The 17,720-nt window shown below is 44.0% G+C and carries 11 protein-coding genes and 1 pseudogene; 5 read left to right on the top strand and 7 right to left on the bottom strand.

Annotation, left to right across the window (positions count from 1 at the left end; genetic code table 11):
- Nucleotides 1-29: 29 nt before the first annotated feature.
- Complete coding sequence (locus tag N7U62_RS23190) at nt 30-404, bottom strand: glycoside hydrolase family 95-like protein (protein WP_404818029.1); 375 nt, start codon at nt 402-404, stop codon at nt 30-32.
- Between the two features lie 12 nt (nt 405-416).
- A pseudogene (locus N7U62_RS23185) lies at nt 417-2,510 on the bottom strand (glycoside hydrolase family 95 protein); the annotation flags it as partial.
- Nucleotides 2,511-2,796: 286 nt separating this feature from the next.
- Between N7U62_RS23185 and N7U62_RS00390 the strand changes: the two are divergent.
- Nucleotides 2,797-3,843, top strand: a complete 1,047-nt coding sequence (locus tag N7U62_RS00390) for an oxidoreductase (RefSeq protein ID WP_264135891.1) — start codon at nt 2,797-2,799, stop codon at nt 3,841-3,843.
- A 21-nt stretch (nt 3,844-3,864) separates the two neighbouring features.
- On the opposite strand, the gene N7U62_RS00385 is transcribed toward N7U62_RS00390, so the two are convergent.
- Nucleotides 3,865-4,506, bottom strand: coding sequence for a hypothetical protein (locus N7U62_RS00385; RefSeq protein WP_264135890.1), 642 nt, complete (start codon nt 4,504-4,506; stop codon nt 3,865-3,867).
- 2 nt (nt 4,507-4,508) lie between these two features.
- Nucleotides 4,509-4,763, bottom strand: coding sequence for a hypothetical protein (locus N7U62_RS00380; protein ID WP_264135889.1), 255 nt, complete (start codon nt 4,761-4,763; stop codon nt 4,509-4,511).
- 183 nt (nt 4,764-4,946) lie between these two features.
- Between N7U62_RS00380 and N7U62_RS00375 the strand changes: the two genes are divergently transcribed.
- From N7U62_RS00375 to N7U62_RS00365, 3 genes are all read left to right on the top strand, one after another.
- Nucleotides 4,947-9,134, top strand: coding sequence for a hybrid sensor histidine kinase/response regulator transcription factor (locus N7U62_RS00375; protein WP_264135888.1), 4,188 nt, complete (start codon nt 4,947-4,949; stop codon nt 9,132-9,134).
- Between the two features lie 216 nt (nt 9,135-9,350).
- Nucleotides 9,351-11,219 carry a sodium:solute symporter family transporter gene (locus tag N7U62_RS00370; protein ID WP_264135887.1) on the top strand — a complete coding sequence of 623 codons (1,869 nt, stop codon included), beginning with the start codon at nt 9,351-9,353 and terminating at the stop codon, nt 11,217-11,219.
- Between the two features lie 79 nt (nt 11,220-11,298).
- Nucleotides 11,299-12,459 carry an aldose epimerase family protein gene (locus N7U62_RS00365; RefSeq protein ID WP_264135886.1) on the top strand — a complete coding sequence of 387 codons (1,161 nt, stop codon included), beginning with the start codon at nt 11,299-11,301 and terminating at the stop codon, nt 12,457-12,459.
- A 728-nt stretch (nt 12,460-13,187) separates the two neighbouring features.
- Here N7U62_RS00365 and araA read toward each other — a convergent pair.
- Genes araA through N7U62_RS00350 form a run of 3 tightly spaced genes read right to left on the bottom strand, consistent with a single transcriptional unit; the run spans nt 13,188 to nt 17,071 of the window.
- The gene (gene araA, locus N7U62_RS00360; protein ID WP_264135885.1) at nt 13,188-14,684 is read right to left on the bottom strand and encodes an L-arabinose isomerase; all 1,497 of its coding nucleotides are present in this window, start codon (nt 14,682-14,684) and stop codon (nt 13,188-13,190) included.
- Nucleotides 14,685-14,720: 36 nt separating this feature from the next.
- Nucleotides 14,721-15,422 (bottom strand): L-ribulose-5-phosphate 4-epimerase, encoded by a 702-nt coding sequence (locus N7U62_RS00355; protein ID WP_264135884.1) that lies wholly within the window; start codon nt 15,420-15,422, stop codon nt 14,721-14,723.
- A complete protein-coding gene (locus tag N7U62_RS00350) occupies nt 15,419-17,071 on the bottom strand; it encodes a ribulokinase (protein ID WP_264135883.1) in 1,653 nt (550 codons plus the stop codon). Before N7U62_RS00350 ends, N7U62_RS00355 begins: the two co-directional genes overlap by 4 nt.
- 307 nt (nt 17,072-17,378) lie before the next feature.
- On the opposite strand from N7U62_RS00350, the gene N7U62_RS00345 reads away from it, so the two are divergent.
- Nucleotides 17,379-17,594: a hypothetical protein gene (locus N7U62_RS00345; RefSeq protein WP_264135882.1), complete on the top strand. Its 216-nt coding sequence runs from the start codon at nt 17,379-17,381 to the stop codon at nt 17,592-17,594.
- Nucleotides 17,595-17,720 lie beyond the last annotated feature (126 nt).

Below are 17,720 nucleotides of genomic sequence, written 5' to 3'. Positions count from 1 at the left end.
TTCGAAAAACCTACAATTTTTCATTGATTTTATAAGGAAGGTTGAATTGAGTATGTCTGTCCGCGTTGTGTTTCCCATTGATACATGTAATATTTTTTGGATTCTGAAATTCCAGCTTCGCCCTCACCCAAAACAATAGGCCTGGCAGAAGCAATAGGTTCCATCAACGGGTTAGAATCAGGTGTTTCTACCCGTTTTGCCCCCGGGATTTCCAATGGCCACTCCGAAATAATCACGCACAACCCTCCTAGTGCTGATTTGACCTCTGCACTTTCCATGACCCCTTTGGACCATTTAATATCTACTTCAAAACCCCCTCTGGCTTTCAATCCTTTCACTTCACCTCTGTCCCAGGCAGTTGGCAGGGCAGGTAGTAGATGAATACCTCCCGCGTGAGACTGCATGAGCATCTCCGCTACTCCAGCGGTAAAACCAAAATTGCCATCAATCTGAAAGGGCGGGTGAGCATCGAATAGGTTGCCATATAGTCCGGGACGATCCCATTTCTCTCCCTCGACATCTGATGTTCGAATCAGGTTGTTCATGATCTTCAAAGCATGATCTCCGTCGAGTAACCTGGCCCAAAGGTTGATTTTCCATCCCATCGACCAACCAGTGGCCTCATCTCCGCGCTTGAGCAGCGATTGCTTACACACTTCGAATAGCTCTGGCGTATCCCAGAGGTTGATTTGATTGCCTGGATGCAAGCCATAGAGATGGCTGACATGTCTGTGGTGCGGGTCAAGTTCCTTGTAGGGCTGATCCCATTCCAGCAAGGTTCCATCCTCTCCAATCTTAAGGGGTCTTAGCTGCGCGATGGTTTGGTCTAGTGTCTTGAGGAAAGCATTGGATGGGTCGAGTAGCTCCATGCTTCTTCTGCATCTGACCAGAATCTCTCGAGTCAAAGTCACGTCCATGGCAGTCCCTTTCGTTAAGCTCACCGCCTTGCCTGCCGAACTATAAAACTGATTTTCTGGTGAAGTACCCATCGCAGGCTCCAGGTATCCCCCACCGTTTCTTTCCAACATCCCGATCACAAACTCCGCCGCTCCTTTTATCTCGGGAAGGTAGGACTTCAAAAATTCCTTGTCGCCAGTATAATAATAATGCTCAAAGACATGCGACATCAACCAGGCTCCACCCATCGTCCAGTTGGACCACATCGGATCTCCCGCCACTGGACCGGTATGCGCCCAGATGTCTGAATTGTGATGAGCAACCCAGCCATCCAATCCATAGTTTAGCTCGGCTGTTTTCTCTCCGTTTTTGGCCAGGTCATGGATAAAAGACAACAAAGGCTAAGTCGTCTCGGACATGTTAGTGACCTCCGCAGGCCAGTAGTTCATCTCGGTGTTGATATTGATGGTGTAGTTGGATCTCCAGGGTGGATAGATGTATTTGGACCAGATCCCCTGCAGGTGCGCAGGCTGCCCACCTTCTCTGGACGATGAAAGCAAAAGGTAACGGCCGTAATTAAACAATAGCTCCACCATGGTCTTGTCCTGGGTTTCGGCATAGGTATCAATTCTCACATCCGTATCCATAAGGCTGAGGGTATCGGCCTCTGCCAGATCTAATGAGACCCGGTTATATATGGCTTGATAATCAGCCTTATGTGCTTGATTCAGCTCTCCGAAGCTGAGAGGCAATACTCTTTCCATGTCTGCTTTCGCACCAGCCGCAGGATCTTTTCCTTCATAACCTGGCGACTTAAAACGTCCATTGAAGCTGGTACCGCAAGTCAGAAGTAACAGCGCCTCATCTGCTCCTTTCAACTGGACCGAATGATCCGTAAAGGAGAGCTCGCCGCCCTGAGGAATGATCTTCAGCCAAACCTCTGCCTCCATACCTTCTCTATCCCAAGTACTATCACTCCAGGTTTTGCACCTGATCTTCAACATTTCGTCTTCAACAAAAACCTTATTTAATACAATGCTGGAAAAAACCGCTTCAAAAGAAAGGCCTGCTTCTTCTTCACTTTTCAGCTCATATGCGATGACATCATGAGGATAGCTGGCTATCGCTCGGGAAGTGATGCTGTTTCCGTCCTTGATGTAAGTCTGAGAATAAATAGCTGAAGAGATATCCAGAGATCGATGATAATCCGCAACCTCTCCCTTTGGGAAATGAATCGCCAGATCGGCTAGAGGTTGGTAAGGCTCTGTATCCTTGCCTTGCATGTTTCTCACCAGACTGTCTGCCAAATCGTGATTCCCCTCCTGCAGGGCCTTCTTCACTAGGGGAAAGAATTCTTTAGCCTTAGGATTGTTCCAGTCAGAAGGTCCTCCTCTCCAAAAAGTATCATGGTTCAACTTGATGGTATCAGAGACGGGATCACCAAAAATCATGGCCCCAAAACTCCCGTTCCCAATAGGCAAAGCATCGGTCCATTTGGTAGCGGGCTGGGTATAATGCAATAGGTGTGAAAGTCGGTCATCACCGGTTGGTTCATCCTCACAGGACAATGCCGATGCAGTAAAAAAAACGATCAGGCAAGTAAAACTTACCATCGCTTGAAATCTCTTTTTTAGTCTCTTCTCCTTAATCATAATTGCTATGCCTTTGTCGGTGACATCATTATTCCCAAAAATCAGGGCAAGTTACCCCTCTAGTGTCTCACCGCAGGTAAAGAAATGAATACTCCTGTGGTAATAAATGTTTTTTCACCACTTTTTTCTTATCTTCACAACATGATTATTTGATTACGATTAATCAATAAGCGTATGATGTGACTATTTACTATTTGGACCACCAACAAAGTTGGTGGTCTATTTTTTTGAACTCATCTCTCAACTAATGAAAACCATCCAAACAGGAATTGCCTCATTCGGGATGTCAGGACGTGTTTTTCACGCCCCTTTGATTCACTGCCACCCTGCTTTCAATTTAAAAACTATAGTAGAAAGGAGCCCCAAAGGCTCTAAACAAATCTACCCGGAAGTAGAAGTTGTTACTTCTTTCGACGAATTGATTCAGGATTCAACTATGGATTTGATCATTGTCAATACACCGGACACCACTCATTTTGACTTTTGTCAAAAAGCCCTGAATGCGGGCAAACATGTAGTGGTGGAGAAGCCTTTTACCGTGACAAGCGCTGAAGCAGAAAAGCTCATCCATCTTGCTAAAGAAAAAGGATTGATGATCAGTGTATTTCAGAACAGAAGATGGGACAGTGACTTTCTCACCGTCCAGAAGGTGATCAAGGAGCAAATGCTGGGTAGGCTGGTTGCATTCGAATCCCACTTCGATCGCTATCGCAATTTCATCAAACCCAACACCTGGAAGGAAGAACAAGGTACCGGGGCAGAAATCGTCTACAACCTGGGCACGCATATGATAGATCAGGCTTATGTGCTATTTGGTATGCCTCACAGCGTATTTGCTGAGATAGGAACACAACGCACCGGTGGAAAAGCGGACGACAGCTACAATATTATCCTAGGCTATGATGAAGTCTCTGTAAATCTCAAGGCCAGCTATCTGGTGAGAGAAGAAGGACCAAGATACCAACTGCATGGCACTGAAGGCTCATTCCTCAAATGGGGCATGGATCCGCAAGAAGCAGACCTGGCAGCAGGAAAACTCCCAGGTTCTGATCACTGGGGAATGGAAGATAGACAACTATGGGGTAAGTTGAATACGGAAATCAATGGTCTACATGTGACGGGTCGAGTGGAGTCACTCCCAGGCAACTACATGATGTACTATGAAAGCATTGCCGACACCTTGCAAAATGGCACTGAGTTAGTGGTAAAACCTGAGCAGTCTCTAGATGTGATCAAAATCGTAGAAGCGGCAATCGAAAGCAACAAAAAAGGCAAGAAAGTACTTCTTGCCTGATTCATATTGTTTCAAAAGATTTTATTCATCCACTTCTTGATCTGATTTTTCTTCCTCTTCATCTGCTTCGTCATCCTCTTGCTCAGCGTCTTTTCGCATTTCTTTGCCTTTGGCCAACTTATACTCGAGGTCTTTCACACGCATCTCGGCGTTTTCTATTTTGCCTTTCTGCTCCTCATACTCCTCATCGCTGATCTCTCCTGATTCTTTCTTCTCCTCTAGATTCTTTTTACTCTTCTTTATTTTCTCTTTGGCCTTTTTCACCTTTTCTTCATTTTCAGAAATGGTTTCGTCCAGCTCTTGCTTCTTTTCTTCAGACTTCATTTTAGCCTCTGCTGCTCTGGCCTGCCCAAATTCCTTACCTTTTAGGTCTCCTTTGTTTTTACCATAGGCATTGCCCTTTGCCGAATCGGATTCCATTTTTTCATCCTCGTCTTCCTCATCTTCCTCTACATCACCCTTTTCTTTCACCTTGTCCTTCTTGACCTTATCTTCTTTGTCTACTTTCTTTTCATCCTTTTTGGATGACTGAGCCTTATCTGGTTTTTCTTTGGCTTCTTTCTTTTCCTTTCCTTTTGGAGTAGTGTCCTGAGCCACTGCACCTGTCGAACATAGCAATGCCAGTACCAACACTCCAATCCATAGTTTCAAGCTTTTCATCATTCTTAGTTTTCTAGTTGATCCAATGCTTCATCGAGTGCTTGGGCTGACTCTTCAATTTCAGTGCTAAGGCTATCCACAGTTGCGGCCTGTTCCTCCAGCTCTTCTACCTCTTCGGAGGTCATGTCTACTGATGCTTCTTCAGTCGTCATTACTTCTTCGCTAGTCATCTCCTTTTCGGAGGCACTATCTGTTTTTTTCGTTCCGCAGCTAAAGAGCATTAGCAGCGCTACAATTCCTGTTAATGTTAGATTCTTCATGTTCTAAAGATAGGAAAAACTATGAATCAAATGGATGATGATGGAGCCAAATTGGTAGTGCGGAGCTTATACATTTTTTATCATTCCTTATTCCATCCTTCTTCCCTTCCTTATATTTATCTAATTTAGAACGAAGTAGCATTGACTCCTAACCTACCTTCAGGGAAAAACTAGACTAAAAGCATGTATTACTGGATGAAAGAAAAGCATTGTCTTGCTGCCATGGCTCTATTGCTATCGATTTCGGCGTGGGCCTCTGATAGCTATCAGCCAAAAATCGCTAACCCCATGCAGGAAGAATGGCGCTATGCCTTTTTCCCAGAGTTAGACAACCAGGGGCTCAGAAGCATCGCGTCAGTCCCTGGAAAAGATGAAGTCTGGTTCGGTTTGGATTCGGGAGTTGCCAAATATGACGGATACGAATGGCAATACTTCTCCTCCCAGCATGGGCTAAGTGGCGATGCTGTCCAAAAGGTATTCGTAGACCGAGATCAAAAGGTCTATGCCGCCACCCGAAGGGGACTTTATATCAAAGAAGGTGATGAATGGAGAACCTGTTTTCCTCTTCCTCCATCCCCAAAAGTAAATTTCAAATCCATCGAGCAATTAGAAAGTGGTCGTTTGGTTGCAGCCACGGATCAGGGCGTTTTCCTATACGACGAAAGCAAAACGGTACTGTTAAGCAATCCCAAACGCATCGTTACTTTTAAGAGACAAGAACCTTCCATTCACTATTTGGCTATTCCTGACGAATTATTACTAAATGGAAAATTCGACAATTTCCCGGATATTCATGAAGTAAAACCCGGGGAACTCTGGATCGGAATCACATACAAATTGGAAGATGAAAAAGGGGATATCATCATCCTAAACGAGAAGGACTTTTATGCAGAAGACATTGCGCAAAGCGGCTTGCTCAGCAACTACTACGACATAGACCTGGGCTATGAACAGCATATCATGCAGGCTTCTAACGGGGACATCTGGATCATCAACAAATCCAACAAGAGCCCGGCTTTACGATTCAGAAATGACCACTGGAAAGCCATCTACTATGCACGACCATTCGGTGATGACGAATACTCTGAAAATATACTGGAAACCGACGATGGCAAAATATGGATCAGTGGAATCGGTAATCTTTATTCATTGGATCCGGACGGCACCTGGCACAAATACAACTCTGAAAATTTTAAAATCCCTCACGGCCATATCGATATTCATAGTAGCGACAATTCTAAGCTTTGGATATTTGAGAAAAAGTCATCGGTGACCCGTGTGGACTTATCTCATGACAAATGGCTGACCTACGAGGGACTCAACTATCAGGGAAAAACTGCGGCTGGAAAAACCTGGTTTCTGGACTTTGAAGGTCGGGCCATAGAGCAATCTGCCAATGGCTGGCGTCAATTTGATCCGCAGGACGGCTTGATCGAATCACCTGTGAGTTTATATATAGACTCTAAGGATTATGTCTGGGCAGTAGGTAGCCACCAGGGAGTGGCGGCCGCCAGTATCTTCATCGACGACAGTTGGGTCAAAATGAAATTCGACTCCATGAGTTGGAGCGTTGACTACCGAGCCATCTTCGAATCCAGCGATGGTTCTATCTGGCTGGGAGGTAGCCCTGATGTTTATTTGGAAAAAGGACAATCCGGTGGCTTGGTGCAGATCATCAATCCACACAGCCAGGTTCGTCACCCTGTCTATCACAAGGGTCGCCTCAATGGACTCAACCAACTCAATGCCTATGGTATCACCCAAAGCAAAGATGGTCGTATGTGGATTGGCGGAACTGCACTTTGTTTCTTTGACAAAGTATCCTGGAAATACCTGGACATACCTGACCTAAACGACTTTGTGAACGATGTGCAAAACGATGATCAAGGCACCTTGTATGTAGGCTCTCGCCAACATGGATTATATATATACGAGGACAATGACTGGACCAACTACTCGATCAACAATGGACTAGTCAGTAACAACATCATCAGTGTAGCCACTTCATCCGATGGTGATGAAATATGGGTAGCTACCGACAAGGACATCAGCTATTTCAATGGCAAAGTTTGGACCAACAACATATTCCCTGATGAGCTAACCCTTTCTTTCGAAGGAGGCACTATCAAGACCAATGATCAAAACGAAGTATGGGTCAGCCGTTCGCTACGTGAATGGAAGCGTAGAGTCTATACCGACAGAGAGCCTTCACAATCTGCCAAAGACAAGTTCAACTGCTATCGATTCATCAAAGACAGTATAGCTCCAGAGACCTTCATTCAGGTTTATTCGGAAACGGTAGAAAACACCGGTAATACCTCTATATTTTGGTCTGGCCGCCACTTCTTCAACAAGGTCAATGCAGACCAATTGAGTTATTCATACCGCATCAATGATGAGCCCTGGTCCAAATTCTCCTCCAATACCAACCATACATTTCTAGGATTGCAAAATGGAGATTACACCTTTGAGGTCCGAGCCATCGATACAGAAGGCAACATCGACCCCACTCCTGCACGCATCGAATTCAGCGTATTGCCTCCAGTCTGGAAACAACCCTGGTTCATTAGCCTCATTGGTTCTTTGCTATTGGTGATTGGCTATTTCATATATGTACTTATGAAAAAGCAGGAGGTATTGGAAAAACTTAACCGCTCACTTCAATCGGCCAACTGTGAATTGGAGTCGCGAAATGAGGAAGTACAAAAACAGAAAGATTCCCTCGAAGAAGCAGTGCAGAAAATTGAAGAACTATCACAAGCTAAAGTCAAATTCTTCACCAACATAACGCACGAATTCAGAACACCACTTAGCTTGATATTGGGGCCTATCAACAAACTGGAGAAAGACAGCACCCATGATTCCAAAGAACTGAGTTACTATCACATCATCAAGCAAAATGCCAAGAGGCTACAAAAACTTATCAATCAACTACTCGAAGTGCGCCGAATAGAAGCTGGAAACCTAGATCTGGTACTGGCTAAAAATGATGTAGTGGCTTTCATCAAAGGGATCAAAGATCTTTTCAACAATCAGGCAGTAGACCGAAATATCAATCTGCAGTTTGCAACAGACTTTGAAAAACTCGAAATCCTCTATGATCAGGATAAAGTCGAAAAGGTGCTATTCAATTTAGTCTCCAACGCATTCAAACACACCCCAAATGGAGGCGACATTAAGATTAGCATCCTGCAATCCGAAACTTACTTGAAAAAAGACAGTGATCTGGAATTTATAAGATTGGTAGTCGAAGACAGCGGTACAGGGCTGGACAAAGACATCCTGGACAAGGTATTCGAAAGATTTGCAGTTGGACACAACGATGTAGAAGACCAAAATGAAGCCAATAGCGGCATTGGACTTTCCTATATCAAAGACTTGATCGAGGCACATCAAGGCAATATCAAAGTAGAAAGCGAAACAGGAAAAGGTACCCGATTCACAGTTTTCATCCCTCAAAACCTCGAAGCAGAAGGCCATATCATGGCGGAAGACTTTGAGTATCAGATGCTCAATGGTGCTCCTCATCCATCAGAATCCAATGAAGAAGATGAAGACCTGAATCTAAAACTGGCCAATGCCAGCGCACATGATACAGAAAAGCAAACGATACTGGTAGTAGAGGACAACCGAGACATGCTCGCTTTCATCAAATCACTACTCTCGGATCAGTTCAACGTACTATCCGCCAACAATGGCGAACAGGGTTTTGATACACTGAAAAGCGCCTATGTGGATCTAGTCGTTTCTGACATCATGATGCCCAAAGTGGATGGGATTACATTTTGTGAAAAAATCAAGTCGGACCCGACTGTGAGTCACATACCTGTGATTCTGCTTACAGCCATGGCCATGAACAGCAAGCGCATCGAGGGTTATGAATCGGGTGCGGACAGCTACATCGTCAAACCATTCGAGCCAGAGTTGCTCAATGCCCGTGTAGAAAACCTACTCGACTCTAGAGAAAAGCTCAAGGTCAAATACGCCGATAATCTCAAATTCAAACCCAAGGACATCAAGGTCACTTCTGTAGACGAGGAGTTTATTGAAAAGCTATCCGCGATGCTGGAAGATCATGTCTCCGATGCCCAGTTTGATGTAGCGCGTATGTGCGAAATGGTCAGCATGAGTCACATGCACTTTATCCGTAAAGTAAAACAGTTGACTGGCAAGAAGCCTGTAGATCTTTTAAAGTCTTTCCGTTTGACCCGAGCGAAACAATTGCTCTCTCAGGGAAAGATCAACGTATCTCAAGTCGGGTACATGGTAGGCTATGACTTACCTAACTCCTTTACTCGTGCGTTCAAAAAAGAATACGGCATCTCCCCTACTCAGTTTGTCCATCAGATCAAGGACAAGGCTGAATTCTGATTCTTAAGACCTAATAATAGGACCCAAACCGTTGAATCCTGCTACAAAACATGGCATGAAAAAAAAGCGTCGATTTAATTAAGTGTACATATTACACTTTATATCTTTTTATATATATTTGGGTTTTAGTGGTATTTTGCGCGTGACCAAGTGAAGAGAATGAGTAAGAGTATCACTACCTAGTTGAATTAATTATAAAAGACTAAATCAAATAAAATGGGATTTTCGACATTAGACTACATAGTCTTCGGTATCTACTGCCTGGTAATCGTGGGCATTGGATTATGGGTTTCCAAACCTAAAAAAGGGCAAGACAAAACTGCCAATGAGTATTTTCTGGCGGGTAATTCTCTTACCTGGTGGGCCGTTGGTGCCTCCCTTATTGCAGCTAACATTTCTGCAGAACACTTCATCGCCATGTCTGGTTCTGGATATGCGATTGGATTGGCGATTGCAGCATACGAATGGCTTGCAGCAGTAACTCTCATCGTGGTAGCGAAATACTTCCTCCCTATCTTTTTGGAGAAGAAGATTTATACCATGCCGCAGTTCATCAACCAGCGATTCAATAGATCAGTGAGTTCATTCTTCGCGATCTTCTGGCTTTTAGTTTATGTATTCGTTAACCTGACTTCAGTCAGTTACCTGGGTGCTCTTGCACTCGAAAACATCATTGGAATTCCATTGTTGTATGGAATCATCGGTCTTTTGGCCTTTTCAGGGATCTATTCAATTTATGGAGGTTTGACTTCTGTAGCATGGACTGATGTGATTCAGGTAGTATTCCTAGTAATTGGTGGATTGTTCACTACTTTCCTGGCATTGGACGCAGTAGGAGCAGGATCTGTTATCGACGGTTTTGGTGTGATCTATACCAAAGCAAATGACCACTTCAGAATGGTAATCGAAGAAGGCACCTCTATGGTTCCTGATGGATCAGGTGGATTCAAAGACACTTTCAAAGATCTACCAGGTGTAGCTGTGATCTTTGGTGCGATGTGGTTGACCAACCTGGGCTACTGGGGCTTCAACCAGTATATCATTCAGAAAGGTTTGGCTGCCAAATCAACCAACGAAGCAAAAAGAGGTTTGATCTTCGCAGGATATTTAAAGATTTTAGTTCCACTATTGGTGGTTATCCCAGGTATCACAGCTTATGTATTGGTCAATGAGCACACACCTGAGCAACTGGCTGCCTTGATCGGTAAACCAGTAGAAATGATTGGAGAAATAGGCAAATCTGATGAAGCCTACCCTTGGTTGTTGAAAAACTTCGTACCAACAGGTATCAGAGGTTTAGCCTTTGCCGCACTAGCAGCTGCGATCGTATCATCGCTTGCTTCTATGATCAACAGTACTTCTACCATCTTCACGATGGATATCTACAAAGAATTTTTTGACAATGATGCTTCTAATAAGAAATTGGTACTTGTAGGCCGTTTGGCTGCAGTAGTGGCATTGGTTATTGCGGTATCTGTTGCGCCGTTGTTGAGCAATCTGGATCAGGTATTCCAGTACATTCAGGAGTACACAGGATTCATTTACCCAGGTGTAGTAGTAGTATTTGCTATGGGTCTGTTCTGGAAGCAAATGACTTCTAAAGCAGCACTTTGGACTACTATCGTGACTATTCCAATTGGTATCGTTATCAAACTGACTATGCCTGAGATACCATTCATCATGCGAATGGGCTATGTATTCATGATTCTGTGTACACTGGCTTCAGTAATCAGCTTCATGGACAAAGGCATTAAAATCAAGTCTCCAGCAGCTGATCCAGATGTAGAAAAGCTTTCTATCAAGAGTTCTTATATCCTCATGGGATTAGGTGCGATCTGTATTGTAGTTGGCGCATTGTTTAGCAATAGTTTAAGCCATTTGGGTATGGAATCTATCCTGATGATGGGAATGTTACTAGGCATGATCGGTGTGATCTTCTATACCAACTTCAAAATTGATATCGAAGATCCAAAAGCACTGAAGCTTGAAGATCCAAAAACATTGTTCAATACGAACGTAGGATTCAACGTAGGAGCCATCGGCATCATTGCTATCGTAGCAATGCTCTACGGTGTGTTCTGGTAAAAACATTAAAGCCCGACAGACTATTCTGCTCGGGCTTTTTTATTTTCAGCTCTCAAGAAATTAATTCCAAAGACAAATTATGAAAAAGACAATATTACTCGCAGCTACCTCCTTGATAATCTGGAGCTGCTCTACCCCTAAGAAACAAGAAGAAAAGACAGTCGAAGCGCCAGTAGAAAGCGGCCTTACGGTATCTTCCTCTGATTTTGGTCAAATGCCTGATGGCAGTGCCGTCTCTCTTTTCACTATGAAAAATGACAATGGTGTGATCGTAAAGGTGACCAACTATGGTGGAATCATTACTTCTCTCATAGCTCCTGACAAAGATGGCAACATGGGCGATATCGTATTAGGTTACGATTCACTTAGTGGTTATTTGAAATCAAGCCCTTACTTCGGTGCATTGATCGGTCGCTATGGCAATCGTATTGCTGATGCCAAATTCTCACTGGATGGTGAAGAGTACCAATTGCAAGCCAACGATGGCAAAAACCACCTACATGGAGGAGTTAAAGGTTTTGACAAGGTCCTATGGGATGCCAGTAGCTTCAAAAACGAAACCAGTGCAGGCGTAGTATTCAGCAGAGTGAGCCCTGACGGTGAGGAAGGCTACCCAGGTAACTTGACTGCAGAGGTGACTTATGCATTGAACAATGACAATGAGCTGACTTTCGAATACAAGGCGACTACAGATAAGAAAACTGTAGTGAATCTAACGAACCACGCTTACTTCAACCTGACTGGAGATCCAAGTCAGACGATCTTGGATCACGAATTAGAACTACCGGCCAACACTTTCTTGTCAATCGATAATACTTTGATCCCGACGGCTCAAACAGCGGTAGAAGGCACTCCATTTGACTTCACCTCAGCTACTTTAATAGGTGCACGCATCGGAGAAGAAAATGAGCAATTGGCATTTGGAAAAGGATATGACCACTGCTGGGTATACACCGATTCTTCTGATAGTTTGAAATTCGGTGGTAGCCTATACGATCCTAGTTCAGGACGTTTGATGAATATCTACACCATGGAGCCAGCCATTCAGTTTTACAGTGGCAACTTCCTGGACGGAAAGCTAACTGGAAAAGGCGGTATCAACTACCAATTCAGAACTGGGCTTTGCCTGGAGACTCAGCATTACCCAGATTCTCCTAATCAACCTGAGTTCCCAAGCACAGTTTTGGAACCAGGTCAAGAATATTATACCAAAAGCGTATACGAGTTTACGACCAAGTAAACTCTACTACTCGCTTACAGCTAAAAAAGGCATTCGATGGTTCGAATGCCTTTTTTGCTTATACATTTTTATAAGCCCAATTGATAGTGCTCCTTAGGTTTTATCAATCCCCTCTGCCTGTATTCAACCAACAATCGTTTTGTCATTCCGACGCAGGAGGAATCTAAGCGATGAATACAAATTCAATAGTACACAGTAACTCCATATAAGACCTTTATTTGAGGTTCTGAGGATCGCTTTAGATCTCTCCCTCCTGTCGAGATGACACTTTTTTTTAAGTCATTAAATATTGGCTCCTATGGAGGATGCCTATGGCATGCGGTTGGGCACCAAATGTTAGGTCTCGAAGTGACGTCCATTTAAACAGCGTCATTGTGACGAGCGAGGCACGAGCGACGTGACAATCTCATTCGACAACCTCTGCCCCCACTATCTCCCTCTATTAGAGTTGACAGGACTGACTAGCTTTCATTACTGTCATGTTGACCGCACAACTATGCTACACGCTTCGTGCAGCTATAAGGACACGATCTGTGTAGTACTAAGGGCACAATGTCTGCAGTACTAAGGGCAAGGTATCTGCAGTACTAACTACACAGTATCTGTAGTTATAACTACATAGTCTCCGTAGAGGCTGAAACCTTGCCGGTTCAATATAGGATAAGCACAAAACAAAAAAGGCACTCCTGGGAGCGCCTTTTTGATTATGAATTACTAATTACTAAACTCTACTTTCCTTGTCTGTACACATCGTTGTGCTTCAACGTATCTTTAAAATCTCTGATGTTTGTATCCTCATCAATTGTTACTATCTCTAGATCTACCATGTCTGCATAGTCTTCCAGGTATTCGTTACCCAGGTTTTGACTATATACTGTGTGGTGTGCTCCACCAGCCAGGATCCATGCTTGAGCCGCGATCTCCAGGTTTGGTTTCGCATCCCATAGTACACGTGCAGTTGGCAAGTGAGGAAGCTCCTGAGTTGGCTCGATGCCTTCCACATTGTTCACGATTAGTCTCATACGACCACCCATGTCCACTACAGAAGCGTTAAGCGCTTTTCCACCAGCAGCATTGAATACCAAACGAACTGGATCTTCTTTTCCGCCAATTCCTAGTGGGTGAATTTCACACTTCACTTTCTCAGCAGAGATAGATGGACAGATCTCCAACATGTGCGATCCCAATACCAAATCCTTCTCTGGAGTGAAGTGGTAAGTATAATCCTCCATGAAAGAGTTACCACCTTCCATACCAGCAGCCATTACTTTCATCGTACGAGTCAAAGCAGCTGTTTTCCAGTCACCCTCTCCAGCGAAACCATAGCCATCAGCCATCAAACGCTGTGCTGGGATGCCTGGCAATTGCTTCATGCCGTGTAGGTTTTCGAAAGTATCTGTAAAGGCAGTGAAACCACCTTCTTTGAAGAAGCTTCTCAGACCGATCTCGATCTTAGCAGAATCCTCCAAAGACGCTCTCTTAGCTCCTCCAGCTTTCAATACATCTTGCATGATGTAAGTCTCCTCATACTCCTGGATCAAAGCTTTCACTTGATCTTCAGTAGCAGAGTTGATGTGCTCCACCAAGTCACCTACTCCATAGCCATGTACTTCATAGCCAAATTTGATTTGTGCTTCTACCTTGTCGCCTTCAGTTACTGCTACCTGACGCATGTTGTCGCCGATACGAGCCACTTTACCAGTCTGTGCATCCTGATGAGCGCTAGCCACTCGTGTCCAAACGTTGATCTGCTCTACCACGCGCTCGTCTTTCCAGTGTCCAACGACTACTTTGCGCTGGATACCCAAACGAGAACAAATGAACCCAAACTCACGGTCGCCATGAGCAGACTGGTTTAGGTTCATAAAATCCATGTCGATCGTCGACCATGGAATCTCTGCATTGAATTGTGTATGAAGGTGCAGGAATGGCTTGTTCAAAACTTTCAATCCACCAATCCACATTTTCGCCGGAGAGAAAGTGTGCATCCAGAAGATCAAACCAACACAGTCATCCGCGTTGTTAGATTCCAAACAAACTTTTTTGATTTCTTCAGGAGTAGTTACTACGCCTTTGTACTCGATTTGTACGGGTATTTTGGCATGGGCATTCAGCGATTTTGCGATCTCCTCAGAGTGTTGAGCTACTTGCTTCAAGGTCTCTGGACCGTAAAGGTGTTGACTACCCGTTACGAACCAAACTTTATTTTTTTCTATTGATATCATCTCTTATCTGTTTAATCTTTCAATTCTGTTTTCAAATCATGATTGGCCGTAGTAGGCGCCTTTGCCGTGCTTGCGCTCGTAGTGCTTTTGCTTCAAGGATTCCTTCAACCTTGGCGCTTCTGGATGGATTGTCTTAGTGATCCATGCCATCTTAGCTACTTCTTCGAGCACTGCACTGTGGTATACCGCTTTCTTCACGTCCTTGCCCCAAGTGAAAGGAGCATGGTTCGCCACGATTACCATTGGTACTTCCTCAGGGGTGATGTTTTTGTCTTTGAAGCAATCCATGATCTGAAAACCTGTTTCATACTCATAGTCTCCTTCGATCATCTCATCCGACATCACAGGCGCACATGGGATATCAAAAGCCAGGTGATCTGCGTGTGTTGTACCGTAGATCGGAATATCCAACTGCGTCTGTGCCCAGGCAGTCGCATGTGTCGAGTGCGTATGCACGATACCTCCGATATTTTCCCAATGCTTGTAAAGCACAGCATGAGTTTTAGTATCAGACGAAGGTCTCATATTTCCTTCCACTATGTTGTTGTCGAAATCAACAATCACCATATCTTCCGGCTTCAAATCCTCATAAGGAACACCACTTGGCTTGATCGCAAACACTTTCTTTTCACGATCCACCGCACTGGCATTACCGAAAGTAAACAGTACCAAGCCTAGCTTAGGCAACTGCATATTTGCCTCGTAGGCTTCTTCCTTTATCTTTTGATATTGGCTCATTTCATCGTTATTTTTTCTACTGCTTCTCCTAGTTCGCAGTATTTCTTATACAATGCATTGTAAACTTCTGCTCTCGCTGGGTTAGGCTCATAGGTCTTGTCGAAACCACCTCCCATTTGCTTCATGGCATCTTCTACTTTTTCGAATCTACCAGCCGCTGTAGCAGCAAACATCGCAGCACCTAATGCACAAGTCTGATCAGACTTACCTACTTTGATTGGCATCTGCAGCACGTCAGAGAGCGTCTGCATCACGAAGGTCGACTTCTTAGCCACACCACCCAGTGCAATTACTCCTTTGATCGCTACGCCTTCGTCTTCGAATCGCTCCGCAATTCTTCTTGCTCCAAAGCAAGTCGCTTCTACCAAACTCTTGAATATGCGAGGGGCGTCAGTTCCCAGATTGATTCCTGCTAACACACCTTTCAATTCCTGATTGGCATCTGGCGTACGTCTACCGTTCATCCAGTCCAGGGATACATTATCTTTTGCAGTAGGCTCTATAGCCGCAGCAGCATCTGCCAGTGCAGGGATGATTTTGCTATCTACCTCTTCTGCATATTTTTCTTTCAATTCGTCGCTTAGGTTCTCTACTGGCCACAGTAGCAAACGCTTGAACCACGCATACACATCACCAAAAGCAGATTGTCCTGCTTCCAGACCTAGCATACCTGGGATCACAGATCCATTGACCTGTCCACAAATACCTTTCACCAGGTGCTCCTTTTCTTCCAATGGCGCTACCATGATATCACAAGTAGAGGTACCGATCACCTTACTCATATAACCCGGCTCGATCTCTCCTCCTACTGCACCCATGTGACAGTCAAATGCACCTACAGCCACGCATACGGATTGGTCCAAACCTAGCTTAGCAGCCCACTCTTCAGATAGCGTCCCTACAGATTGATCAGCCGTAGCTGTCTCTTCCAATAGTTCGGTCTTGAAATCAGCAAAACTAGAATCGATTTTTGTCAGGAATGATTTAGGGGGTACTCCATTGTAGTCTTTGTGCCAAAGCGCTTTGTGACCTACTGCACAAACCCCTCTTTTGACATCTTCCGCCTTGTTACCACCTGTCAACAGGAACGGAATCCAGTCACAGTGCTCTACCCATGTATAGGCCGCATCTCTGATTGAGGCATCTTGTCTGTTGGTATGTGCGATTTTGGCCCAGAACCACTCAGAAGAATAAATACCTCCTACATATTTCAAATAATCTTCGTCCGAATCAGCATTGATAGCATTGATCTCTGCAGCCTCTTTCACAGATGTGTGATCTTTCCACAAATGAAACATCGCATTTGGGTTCTCAGCAAATTCAGGCTTAAGCGCCAAAGGCGTACCATCCGCATCCACAGGCACAGGTGTCGAGCCTGTCGTGTCTACTCCAATACCAATTACATTTTTTCTAATATCATCTCCAGCCTCAGCAAGCGAACGTGTCACTACATCTGTCATAGCTTCGATATAATCCAGCGGGTGCTGTCTAAATTGATTATCATGAGGGATACAAAATTCTCCCTTCATCCATCTCGGGTAGTTGCAAACAGCAGTTGCCATTTCTTCTCCCGTCTCTACATTGACTACCAGCGCTCTTACACTGTCAGACCCAAAGTCCAGACCAATGGTATATTTTGCCTCTTTCATAACCTTAATTCTCTGTTTTCAATTCGTGTACATTTCACACTTACAATACAAATATACAACTTTTCTATAAAGTGTCAATTTTACACTTAATAATTTTCATGGAATTATCAGAATCCTATAAAAATGAGAAATCTTCTGATATAAGCAATAGAATACCCCCTTTGCTGAAGTTAAGAGTAACTCTTATCCACCTAGGTAATTCCCCTAATTTTCAAACATTTCCTCTTTAATACAATTTTTTATTGAAATATTACCATTAATTTTGTTCAACAATATATTAGATAAATAATATTCAACCACTACTGCTATGAAATCATCGAGAAAAAGAATAAGCATTACGATAGGTATTCTGTTCCTATTCGCCATGAGTCTATTGAGTTCATGCGCTTCCAGAAAATACCAAACAGAATGGATGGATGTGGCACACGCCAAAAGATTGGATAAGAAAAAAGGTCATCAATCAAGAAAAATTCAGCGTAACGCACACAACTATCCCAAATCAACCAAACGCCATCAAAAATAGCAGGTAAGAGTCAGGTGAAATATGAATTAGGACGATTAAATGTAGAGCTCCTAAACTGACTATTCAGATCTAAGCCTCTTTCGTTAAATGACCGATTTACTTTCATGAACCTCGCGTTCATAGCCC

Source organism: Reichenbachiella ulvae (assembly GCF_025833875.1).
Classification (GTDB): Bacteria; Bacteroidota; Bacteroidia; order Cytophagales; family Cyclobacteriaceae; genus Reichenbachiella; species Reichenbachiella ulvae.
Note: the sequence above shows the minus strand (reverse complement) of the source record. Positions and strands in the feature narration are given on the sequence as shown.

Excerpts from the sequence above, each read along its gene's own strand:
- N7U62_RS23190 (WP_404818029.1), bottom strand. The coding sequence starts at position 404 with ATGCAGTCTCACGCGGGAGGTATTCATCTACTACCTGCCCTGCCAACT.
- N7U62_RS00390 (WP_264135891.1), top strand. The coding sequence starts at position 2,797 with ATGAAAACCATCCAAACAGGAATTGCCTCATTCGGGATGTCAGGACGT.
- N7U62_RS00385 (WP_264135890.1), bottom strand. The coding sequence starts at position 4,506 with ATGATGAAAAGCTTGAAACTATGGATTGGAGTGTTGGTACTGGCATTG.
- N7U62_RS00380 (WP_264135889.1), bottom strand. The coding sequence starts at position 4,763 with ATGAAGAATCTAACATTAACAGGAATTGTAGCGCTGCTAATGCTCTTT.
- N7U62_RS00375 (WP_264135888.1), top strand. The coding sequence starts at position 4,947 with ATGTATTACTGGATGAAAGAAAAGCATTGTCTTGCTGCCATGGCTCTA.
- N7U62_RS00370 (WP_264135887.1), top strand. The coding sequence starts at position 9,351 with ATGGGATTTTCGACATTAGACTACATAGTCTTCGGTATCTACTGCCTG.
- N7U62_RS00365 (WP_264135886.1), top strand. The coding sequence starts at position 11,299 with ATGAAAAAGACAATATTACTCGCAGCTACCTCCTTGATAATCTGGAGC.
- araA (WP_264135885.1), bottom strand. The coding sequence starts at position 14,684 with ATGATATCAATAGAAAAAAATAAAGTTTGGTTCGTAACGGGTAGTCAA.
- N7U62_RS00355 (WP_264135884.1), bottom strand. The coding sequence starts at position 15,422 with ATGAGCCAATATCAAAAGATAAAGGAAGAAGCCTACGAGGCAAATATG.
- N7U62_RS00350 (WP_264135883.1), bottom strand. The coding sequence starts at position 17,071 with ATGAAAGAGGCAAAATATACCATTGGTCTGGACTTTGGGTCTGACAGT.
- N7U62_RS00345 (WP_264135882.1), top strand. The coding sequence starts at position 17,379 with ATGAAATCATCGAGAAAAAGAATAAGCATTACGATAGGTATTCTGTTC.